General features: G+C 65.2%; 9 protein-coding genes and 1 pseudogene. 5 read left to right on the forward strand and 5 right to left on the reverse strand.

What is annotated here, in order from left to right:
- Positions 1–151: 151 nt before the first annotated feature.
- Entirely contained in the window at positions 152–1,057 is a 906-nt protein-coding gene (locus AC3A6X_RS28235; RefSeq protein ID WP_487845253.1) for a hypothetical protein, read from the forward strand.
- Positions 1,058–1,083: 26 nt separating this feature from the next.
- Complete coding sequence (locus AC3A6X_RS28240; protein ID WP_487845254.1) at positions 1,084–1,590, forward strand: hypothetical protein; 507 nt, start codon at positions 1,084–1,086, stop codon at positions 1,588–1,590.
- A 30-nt stretch (positions 1,591–1,620) separates the two neighbouring features.
- On the opposite strand, the gene AC3A6X_RS28245 is transcribed toward AC3A6X_RS28240, so the two are convergent.
- On the reverse strand, positions 1,621–1,830 hold the full coding sequence (locus AC3A6X_RS28245; RefSeq protein WP_487845255.1) for a hypothetical protein: 210 nt from the start codon (positions 1,828–1,830) through the stop codon (positions 1,621–1,623).
- A gap of 41 nt (positions 1,831–1,871) precedes the next feature.
- On the opposite strand from AC3A6X_RS28245, the gene AC3A6X_RS28250 reads away from it, so the two are divergent.
- Together AC3A6X_RS28250 and AC3A6X_RS28255 are read left to right on the forward strand one after the other, a co-directional pair.
- Positions 1,872–2,891 (forward strand): M14 family zinc carboxypeptidase, encoded by a 1,020-nt coding sequence (locus tag AC3A6X_RS28250; protein ID WP_487845256.1) that lies wholly within the window; start codon positions 1,872–1,874, stop codon positions 2,889–2,891.
- Positions 2,891–3,688 carry an alpha/beta fold hydrolase gene (locus AC3A6X_RS28255; protein WP_487845257.1) on the forward strand — a complete coding sequence of 266 codons (798 nt, stop codon included), beginning with the start codon at positions 2,891–2,893 and terminating at the stop codon, positions 3,686–3,688. Before AC3A6X_RS28250 ends, AC3A6X_RS28255 begins: the two co-directional genes overlap by 1 nt.
- On the opposite strand, the gene AC3A6X_RS28260 is transcribed toward AC3A6X_RS28255, so the two are convergent.
- From AC3A6X_RS28260 to AC3A6X_RS28270, 3 genes are read right to left on the reverse strand one after another with little or no spacing between them, the layout of a single operon-like run.
- On the reverse strand, positions 3,642–4,382 hold the full coding sequence (locus tag AC3A6X_RS28260; RefSeq protein WP_487845258.1) for a M48 family metallopeptidase: 741 nt from the start codon (positions 4,380–4,382) through the stop codon (positions 3,642–3,644). The two genes, AC3A6X_RS28255 and AC3A6X_RS28260, sit on opposite strands and share 47 nt — an antisense overlap.
- Positions 4,379–7,684: a type I restriction endonuclease subunit R gene (locus AC3A6X_RS28265; RefSeq protein ID WP_487845259.1), complete on the reverse strand. Its 3,306-nt coding sequence runs from the start codon at positions 7,682–7,684 to the stop codon at positions 4,379–4,381. Before AC3A6X_RS28265 ends, AC3A6X_RS28260 begins: the two co-directional genes overlap by 4 nt.
- Positions 7,681–8,529: an Abi family protein gene (locus tag AC3A6X_RS28270; RefSeq protein ID WP_487845260.1), complete on the reverse strand. Its 849-nt coding sequence runs from the start codon at positions 8,527–8,529 to the stop codon at positions 7,681–7,683. The genes AC3A6X_RS28265 and AC3A6X_RS28270 overlap by 4 nt, the downstream gene beginning before the upstream one ends.
- A gap of 127 nt (positions 8,530–8,656) precedes the next feature.
- Here AC3A6X_RS28270 and AC3A6X_RS28275 point away from each other — a divergent pair, with 127 nt between their 5' ends.
- Positions 8,657–9,007, forward strand: a complete 351-nt coding sequence (locus AC3A6X_RS28275; RefSeq protein ID WP_487845261.1) for a hypothetical protein — start codon at positions 8,657–8,659, stop codon at positions 9,005–9,007.
- A gap of 65 nt (positions 9,008–9,072) precedes the next feature.
- On the opposite strand, the pseudogene AC3A6X_RS28280 reads toward AC3A6X_RS28275, so the two are convergent.
- Positions 9,073–9,353 (reverse strand): annotated as a pseudogene (locus AC3A6X_RS28280) (type I glyceraldehyde-3-phosphate dehydrogenase); the annotation flags it as partial.

A 9,353-nucleotide genomic window follows, 5' to 3' on the forward strand; every position in this document is an offset into this window, starting at 1 on the left:
CTGGGCGAGCAGTGGGCGTAGGCCTCGCGCGTCCGGCCGTTCAACTGTGTGAACTAGTAGGCACGCCCTGCGCCTGAGCTACGGAACGCAGTTGGTCGAATAGTTACGAACTCCAGGACAGCCGACCGTCGTCGGTTCCAGGAGTTTTTCCATGAGACCCGTCGCCAACCATCCTGTCGCGACTTTCAGCCCGCAGGGATCCCCGAACCAGCTGCTGGTGCAGCATCCGCCCGTCCGTTCGCCGATCCATAGCTTGCGAGACATCAACCTGGAGACGCTGGAGAAGCCATTTACGAACGAGGGCATCGCCGCATACCTGAAAGAGCATGAGGTCCGCACGACCGGTGAGCAAATCTTCGACGATTGCCTCTTCCAGAGTGTGCTGTTCACCGATTTCTTCGAGAAGATCGAGACCGGCTTTTTCGAGAGGATTGAGCCCGGAGAAATTGAGGACCAATATGACCGACCGGCGCAGTACCTGTTAAAGAAGTCTGTCGAACTGCTGCAGCCCCTCGGCATCAAGATCGAAGAATGTTCGCGGCGATACGACGCGTTGCTCAAGACCCTCCCTAAAGGCGAGCGGAAGTCCCCGAACAACCTACTTCCGCTCGTCCGGGGCATGGTTGCAAGGTTCGAAGAAATTGAGAGGAATCTGCTGGCTGTTCGGACTGATCCTCAGGGCTTCAGACCGACCCGGGAAAAAGTGTGCTTCCTACTGTTCGCACACGCCATGCTTTCGGACGCCGTGGACGGGCTGCACGGGAGGATGGACGATCTCGACCCTGCTGTTAGACGCGAAGATGCCAGGCCGTACATGGCGAAAGTCGAAGAGGAGAATCAAATAATAAAGGCCTACCTGAAAGCGGAAGGAATCCGCAGTGAGCTCTTCTCGCCAGGCCCGCTAACAGAGACAGACGCGGAGCTCTGCAAGGCATGCCTAAACACTCAATGGCAGCTTCCGAATATGGAGAAGTTGACCGTGCCTTCGTTCGCGCCAACGGGTTCGCAGGGCGTGCTGGCCATCTTGCACGGCATCTTCATGGCAAGGTCTTGCTGAGTGGCGCCACTCGCAAGCCTTCCGCTGTGCACAACAACACGTACAAGCAGCGTCATCTTTCCACGCTGCGCCACGACTGCGGCCACCTCGAGGTGTTGTTCAAGGACAAGGTGTTGAGCAAGGTCGCCCCCGATTTGATGCCGATCTATCGCAAATTGACAAGTCCAGACAGCGGCATGCCTGTCTCAGAGGTGAAAGAGGACTCGGTCGTGCTTTTCTACTTGCTCCATGAAGACGAGCGGCTGACATTGAAGTTTAGAAGGTCGTCGCCCAGCGGCGAGCCCTTTCTTCACTTCGCCACCGACTTTTTCCAGCAGGCGTTTTTTGCAGTCGACATGATCAAGCTCCTCAACAAGGCGGGCTTCTCCATCACGCCCATCCACGAGAAGAGCACCGCCAAGGAGAAAACGGATTCCTTCAAGGCGGGCGCAGAGGCCTTAGACCGTCTTTGGCAGAAATTTCGCAACCGGCACGCCGACGTGCTGGCAAAAAGCGAGGTGTTCGCGGGCCTGCCGAAGTTCCTCGCCGACTGAGCAACCGTCGCGAGCTCTGCGGGCTGCGAGTCAGATCTTGCTGGCCCGCCGCGCACTGTGGCGCGAGCGCGCCAATGCGACGAACTCGATCAGTCCCCATACCAAGGCACCGCCGAGCGCGCGGAAGGTGTGGGGGTTCGGACGCCAGAAGAGGGAGGAGTTCATGGAAGGCCGGGCACCCTCGATGGGCGGCCCTTGCGTCACCCTAAGGGCCTTGTGTGACATGTTGATGGCGCGCATTGCCGCTATCCTCCGCGCACCCGATCCCCCATCCACCACGCGTGAACCCCTCGGACCTGCCCGAACTGCTGGAGCTGGCGCAGCTGATCCAGCTGGCCGGCCCGCACCTGGAAACGCGCGTCCTGTGCGAAGTGGCCGCAGGCGCGCGGCGCTTCCCGGTCCAGGCCTTTCTGCTCGGCAGCACGCGGCCCGATGCGCCGGCCGTGGGTTTCTTCGGCGGCGTGCACGGCCTGGAGCGCATCGGCGCGCAGGTCGCGATCGCCTACCTGCGCAGCCTGGTGATGCGGCTCGCCTGGGACGAGACGCTGCACCGACAGCTCGAGACGATGCGGCTGGTCTTCATGCCGCTGGTCAACCCGGGCGGCACGTGGCTGGGCACGCGCGCCAATCCCAATGGCGTCGATTTGATGCGCAACGCGCCGGTCGAGTCGAAGGAGCGCGTTCCCTACCTGATCGGCGGCCAACGCATCAGCGCCAGCCTGCCCTGGTACCGCGGCGCCGCCGGCAAGCCGATGGAATGCGAGAGCGCGGCGCTCTGCACGCTGGTCGAGACGGAGCTGCTGGGCCGGCCGCTCAGCGTCGCGGTGGACTGCCACTCGGGTTTCGGCCTGACCGACCGCATCTGGTTCCCCTATGCGCACACCGCGCGGCCGATCGGCCATCTGGCGGAGATGCACGCGCTGTGCGAGATCCTCGACCAGAGCCTGCTGCACCATCGCTACAAGCTGGAGCCGCAGAGCCGGCAGTACCTGGCCCACGGCGATCTCTGGGACCACCTCTACCTGGGCGCCGACCACCGGCCGGGCAGCGTGTTCCTGCCGGTGACGCTGGAAATGGGCTCGTGGTTGTGGGTCAAGAAGAACCCGCGCCAGCTCTTCTCGCGCCACGGCATCTTCAATCCGGTGATCGAGCACCGGCACCAGCGGGTGCTGCGCCAGCACATCGCGTGGCTGGACTTCATCACCCGCGCCGTGGGCAGCCACGAACGCTGGCTGCCCGCCGGCACGCAACGGGCGCATCATGAGCAGCAAGCGCTGGCGCGCTGGTACGGGAGGCCCTGATGGACACCTGGGTGCTGATGCGCGGCCTCACGCGCGAGAGCGGGCACTGGGGGCGCTTCGTCGGCCTGCTGGAGGACTGCTTTCCCACCGCGCGGATCGTGGCGCTCGACCTGCCCGGCAACGGGCGGCTGAACGAGGTGCGCAGCCCGCTGCGCATCGAGGCCACGACGCAAGCCTGCCGCGAACAGCTGCGCGCGCTCGGCATCGCGCCGCCCTACCACCTGCTGGCGATGTCGCTGGGCGCGATGGTGGCGGTGGACTGGGCGGCGCAACACCCGCGCGAGCTCGCGGGCTGCGTGCTGATCAACACCAGCTTGCGGCCCTTCAGTCCCTTTTACGAGCGCCTGCGCCCGGGCAACTACGGCGCGCTGCTCGGCCTGGCCTTCGGTCGCCAGCGCGCTCGCGAGCGGGAGGCGACGATCCTGCGGCTCACCACGCGCCACCCCCACGGCGGCACGGCCGTGCTCGACGACTGGACGGCCATCCGCGAAGCGCGGCCGGTGTCGCCGGCAAACGCGGTGCGCCAGGTGCTGGCGGCGGTGCGCTACCGGGCGCCGGCGCGGGCGCCTTCCGTGCCGCTGCTGGTGCTGGCGAGTGGCTGCGATGGGCTGGTGAATCCGCGCTGCTCGCGGCGGCTCGCGCGGCAGTGGAGCGTGGAGATCGCGGAGCATCCCAGCGCCGGGCATGACCTGCCGCTGGATGACGGCGCCTGGCTTGCGGCGCAGGTGGGGCGCTGGGCCGCGCAGGGCCTCAGGCGGGCATCAGCTGCTCCACCAGGCCGTCCAGGCGCGCCTTGACGCTGCGCCACTGCGGCATCAGCGTCTCCAGCAGCCGATGGAAACGCGGGCCGTGGTTGTGCTCGCCGAGGTGGCACAACTCGTGGATGAGCACGTAGTCGATGCATTCGCGCGGCGCCTTCACCAGATTCGGGTTCAGCGTGAGGCGGCCTCCCGGCGAGCAACTGCCCCATCGCGTCTGCATGACGCGCAGTTGCATCGGCGGCGGCGTGCCGACCGATTGCAACAAGGGTGCGAGGGCGGCGAGGCGCGCGGCCAGCACCTCGCCGGCGCGCTTGCGGTACCACGTATCGAGCAAGGTGCGCACGCGGACCGCGTCGCCCTGGGCCACCGCAACTTCGATGCGAGTGCCGCGCAGGCGCACCTGGCCGTCGCGGCTTTCATCGACGACGACCTTGAGCACGCAGCGCCGGCCGAGGTAGAGCAGGGACTCGCCGCTGACATGAGCGCGGGGTACCGCATGCGCAAGACGCTCTCGAACCGCTGCGACCTGGCTGCTGATCCAGCGCGCGCGCCGCTGCAGGGTCGCCTGCAGCGCGGCGTCGGATGTCTCTTGCGGCACATCGACCCGCACGCGCCCATCGGGTTCGACGTGAATGGCGATGCGGTGCGCCTTGCGCGCCGGCTGGACGCGCAGGCTGAAGGCAATGAGCTCATCGCCGTAGCGAAGGCTTCGAAGCGTTGCATCGCTCAAGCGCGTTGCCCCAGGCCGATGCGGGTCATCTGCAGCACACGAGCGATCACGTCGTTCGCCCGGTCGAGCCCGAGCGGCACATAGAGCAGCTTCAGCAGACCCTTGCGGATCGCGGCTTCGATGTTCTGCGCGTTCAGGGAATGCTCGGCCACCGCGTTCTGCACCACCGCGCTGATGGCGAGCGCATGATGGACGTGCGCGTTTCGCTGGGCTTCGTCGAGCGCCGCCACCTCGCCATCGCCCAGCGCCAGCAGGATCGCGCCGTACGCCCTGGCTCGCGGGTTGTGGGCCAGGAGTTCCGGCATGCCGGGCGTGGCGCGCCGATCCACGTCGCGCTCGAATTCCCTGAACAGCGCGTGCTGCGTGCGCGGGTGTTCGAACATGGCCTCGGCCTGCTCGATCGCCGCCTTCAGCAGGTCGGAAAATACCTTCTGCGCATAGGGGTCGTCGGCCAACTCCTGCTCGATGGTCTTGCGCACGCGGGTCTTGATCAAATCTGCCTCGTTGCGCGTCTTGTCCTGCGACCAGGACTCGGAAACGTCGGGCACGCCCCGCTTTTGCAGCATGAAGCGGCCACCGGTGATGCGGGCTTTGGTACCAACGACCTGCTCGTCGATCAGCCTGCGGATCTGCTCGTCGTATTCGCTGGGTTCGGCCGTCTCCATGGCATCGCTTCGCGCCGCTTGCCGCACCTGGATCAAGATCTTGAGGTCTGCCTTGTATCCCTCGACCAACGCCTCCGAAAAGTCAGGGTCCTCGAAGAAGCCGCGCGACGACAGCGCGGTCTTCAGGCAGAGGCCGAAGGCCGTCAGCGCGGCGTAGAAGTCGTCCCGAAGCTTCTGCCGCTGGTCGTAGTCGCCGCCCTGCCCGTCGCTGGCCATGCGAGGGCTCAAGGCCTGGCGCAGCTGTTCGGCGTCCTTGCGGTTGGCGACGCCCTTGAAGAAGGACCAGACCGCCTCGTGCCGCGCCGGCAGTTGCCTGTACTCGGTACTGAGCTGTGCGTAGAGTTCTTGCAGATCGCCGATGTCGAAGCCGCCTTGCGTGCGGGCTTCGAGGTCCTGGTAGGCACGGATCGTCGTGTCGAGCTCCTTGAGAATGCCGCGATAGTCCACCAGCAGGCCGTGGCGCTTGGCGTCGTGCAGACGATTCACCCGGGCGACGGCCTGGATCAGGTTGTGGCCCTTCAGTGGCTTGTCGAGGTAGAGCACCGCGTTGCGCGGCTCGTCGAAGCCGGTGAGAAGGCGATCGACCACGATCAGCAGGTCGGGGTCGCCGTCGGTCCCGAAGTCCTGCAGCACCTGCCTTTCGTGGTGCGACGCGTCGACGCCATGATGCAGCATGTTCTGCTGCCACCATTTCTGCACCTCGGACAGGCCGCCTTCGTCGATCTCGGCGTCGCCTTCGCGCATCTCGGGCGGGGAGATCACGACCATGCTCGTGACCAGGCCCGTCGCGTCGAGCGCCTTCTTGTAGCGGATCGCGTCGGCCTTGCTGGCCGTGGCGACCTGGCCCTTCAGGCCTGGCGTCATCCTCTTGAAGTTGTCATGGAAGTGCGTGGCGATGTCCCATGCGATCAGCTGGATGCGCTTGGCCGCGCCGTGGATGGCGCCGCTCCTCGCGTACCTCTTCTTGAGGTCGGCCCGCTGCGCCTCGGCGAGGCCTGCGGTGATCCTGTCGAACCAGCGGTCGACGGCGCCGGCGTCGATGAACAGCTCGGGCACCCGCTCTTCGTAGAGAAGCGGCGCGACGGCACGGTCCTCCACCGCGCGCTGCATCGTGTACGCGTGGATGATCGGGCCGAACTTCTGCGCTGTCTTCTCGTCCTTCAACAGCGGCGTCCCGGTGAAAGCCACGTAGGCCGCGCGAGGCAGCGCCTTCTTCATGCGCTCGTGCGTCTCCCCGCCATGGCTGCGATGGCCTTCGTCCACCAGCACCACGACGTTGGGCGAATCGTTGCGGCACTCCGCAAGCCTGGAAGCGGTGTTGAACTTCTGCACCAGTGCGAAGGTGATGCGCTTCGTGCCCTGGCCGATGCGCCGGGCCAGGTCGCGCCCGCTCGCGGCCTTGCTGTGCTCGCCCTCCTTGTGCGTGGCAATGGAGGACCCGAACGCCCCGCCGGCCATGAAGTTGCGTGCGAGCTGCGTTTCGAGATCGCGCCGGTCGGTGATCACCACGAGCCGGCACTCCTTCAAGCCGTCGTGCAGCAGCAGCGCCTTGGTGAGGAACACCATCGTGAAGCTCTTGCCCGAGCCCGTGGTGTGCCAGATCACGCCGTCCTCGCGCGCGCCATCGGGTCGTTGCCCGGACAGGCGCGCAAGCAGCGCGCGCACCGCGAAAAACTGCTGATGGCGTGCCACGATCTTTCCGATCCGGCTGTCGAAGACCACGAAGCCGCGCATGAGTTCGAGCAGCCGCTCTCGCGTCAGCAGGCTGACCATCAGGCGGTCTTGTTCGTTGGGCGGCATCGACAGGAACCCGCTCGACTCGAAGTACGCGCGCACCGCGGCAGGCGGGCATTCGAAGAGCGCCGCATGCAACGCGGCGGGCAAAGGCGCGTTCTTCAGGGCGAGGACGTGCGCATCGTCGAACTCTTCTTCCAGTGCCCAGTGCGCCCAGAATCTTTCCGGTGTGGTCGTGGTGCCGTAGCGGGCGTCGGTCTCGCTGACGGACAAGAGCAATTGCGCGTAGACGAACAGGTGCGGGATCTCATCGTCGCGCTGGTTGAGCAGGTGCTGACCGATGCCTTCGAGCACCATCGCTTCGGCGAGGTTTCCACCGTGCCGGCCGTGGGGCTGCCTGGCTTCGATGACGACCAGCGGGATGCCGTTGACATAGCCGACGATGTCCGGCGCGCATTCGTGCGCGCCCCGGGTGGAGACGACGCGCAGCGCTTCCGTCGCGTCGAAGCGGTTGGCGTTCGGGTTCATCCAGTCGATGACATGAATCGTCGGCTGGTGCCGCCTGCCGTCCGGCATGAATTCGGTGACCGTGATGCCATAGGCGAGCTTGGCGTAGAGGCGCTCGTTGGCCGTCAGCAGGCCCTCGCCGAGGCCGACGGTCGACAGCTCGCGCAGGATCTGGTCGATGGCGCTGGGTGAGAGGTGATAGGCCTCGCCCTTGTAGTCGAAGCGGCGGGTCTGCAGGACTTCGATGAGCCGCGGCTTGAGGAGGACTTCGCGCGTCGAGCCGCGCAGGGTGAGGCAGTCGGCGGCGCTGAGGTAGTTCCACCCGAGATTGCAGAGCATGCGCAGCGCGGAAATCCGGGCGCTGTACTGTTCGCGAGTCGGCGCGCCCGCTGTCATTGCGCCTCCGTTTTCCAGAGAGGATGGTTTGTCCAGTCCTCAGGAAACCCCATCGCGGCCCTCCAGCGCGGGACCGACGCCATGGGATCGATCAAGGCCTCGCAGCTCGATGTCCAATCGTTTCCGTTGGCACAACATCTCAACAAGTGACGAAGCATCAGCAGTACGTAGAAGATTCGGTCATTTCTCGGAGTAAGAGGTGGCAGCCAATGCTTGCCGCCTTTGAGATCCGGCCGAATCGCCAGTTCGCGATTCCATAGGCGGCTGTGGTGCGCGCAAACGTTGCGTACGTATGTAAGTACGTGGAGCCAATCTTGCAGCCGCTTGGGGTGAAGCTCGAATCGCGTACCCATAGCCCGCTTCTCGTCGGATTTCAAACCCTGCACAAGACGCGACAAGCTGCCCAGACTCATGACTTCGGTCAGCATCCACACTGGGAGTACCGGAAAGCTCGCATAACGGCGGCGGTAGTGCGAGACGAATGCATCCTGTGAGCGGGCAGCTTCTTCGTGAAGTTTGGCGATCCATCCCGCATGGGCAAAGCGCGGGTGAAAGTTGGCGGCGTCTTCGTGGCCGAAAGGGCCATATCGATGCCCGAGTTCATAGGTCACCGCTGTCCTGAGAGCCACTTCGGCGCGCTCAAGGGCATCGAGCACGAGCAGTCGAAGCCGGCGATCGAACTCGTACAACATCAGCACATCGTCGAAGCTCACCGACGATTCGAAGTCGCTAGAAGCCTCTCCATCGGAATTGCGCAAGCGAAATGGATACCAGTACCCACTTAAACGGTAGTAGCTGATCGAGGAGAGGGCGCGAAGAGCAACGTCGGACTTGCTTACGGTCATGCCGCGCGCCTGAATTGAATGTCGAGACGCTTCCCCGCGATCCGGCCACATCGGCGGAGGACGAGTCGAGCGTGGTGCTGTACGGCGAGTTCGAAGGTCGCGGCGTCTGCTGACGGGCAATGCAGGCGTGCGTGCGCTGAGCGACGCCTGCACCTTCGCCGAATACCTGGGCCTGGGTCTGCCCTCGAATCTCCGGCTGATGCAGGTGCCGAATGACGGCAAGCCCGACCATCTCTCGAGCCGCGTGCTGGACCGCCTGGTGGGCGAGCGCCTGCCGCGCGATCAACGGCACTACACGAAGACGGCCTTCATGTCTGCGGCCCGCGATGCACCGCCCATGGGCTACACGATCGTGACCGACGCGCTGATGCGCCGAGGCGTCCTGAGCTTCCAGACCCAGGGGCCGCAACTGCACCATGCCCATGAGATGCCCCAGCGCGACTGGCTTCCGGCCGGGCCGGTAGGGGCGGCTGCGTGAGCACCGGCCATCAAAATGAGAAAACGCGCCCGAGGGCGCGTTTCAATCGCAAGAGAAGAGGCGACCTACTTGGCTGCCACCACCCGCACCATCTCCAGGCACTTGTTGGAGTAGCCCCACTCGTTGTCATACCAGCTCACCAGCTTGATGAAGGTGCCGTCGAGCGCGATGCCGGCCTCGGCGTCGAAGATGGAGGTGCGCGGGTCGCCGCGGAAGTCGGTGGCCACCACCTTGTCTTCGGTGTAGCCGAGCACGCCCTTGAGCGCGCCTTCGCTCTGTGCCTTCATCTCGGCGCAGATCTCCTTGTACGTGGCCTCCTTCACCAGCTCTACCGTGAGGTCGACCA

The organism is Variovorax sp. Soil_C_12 (genome assembly GCF_057657375.1).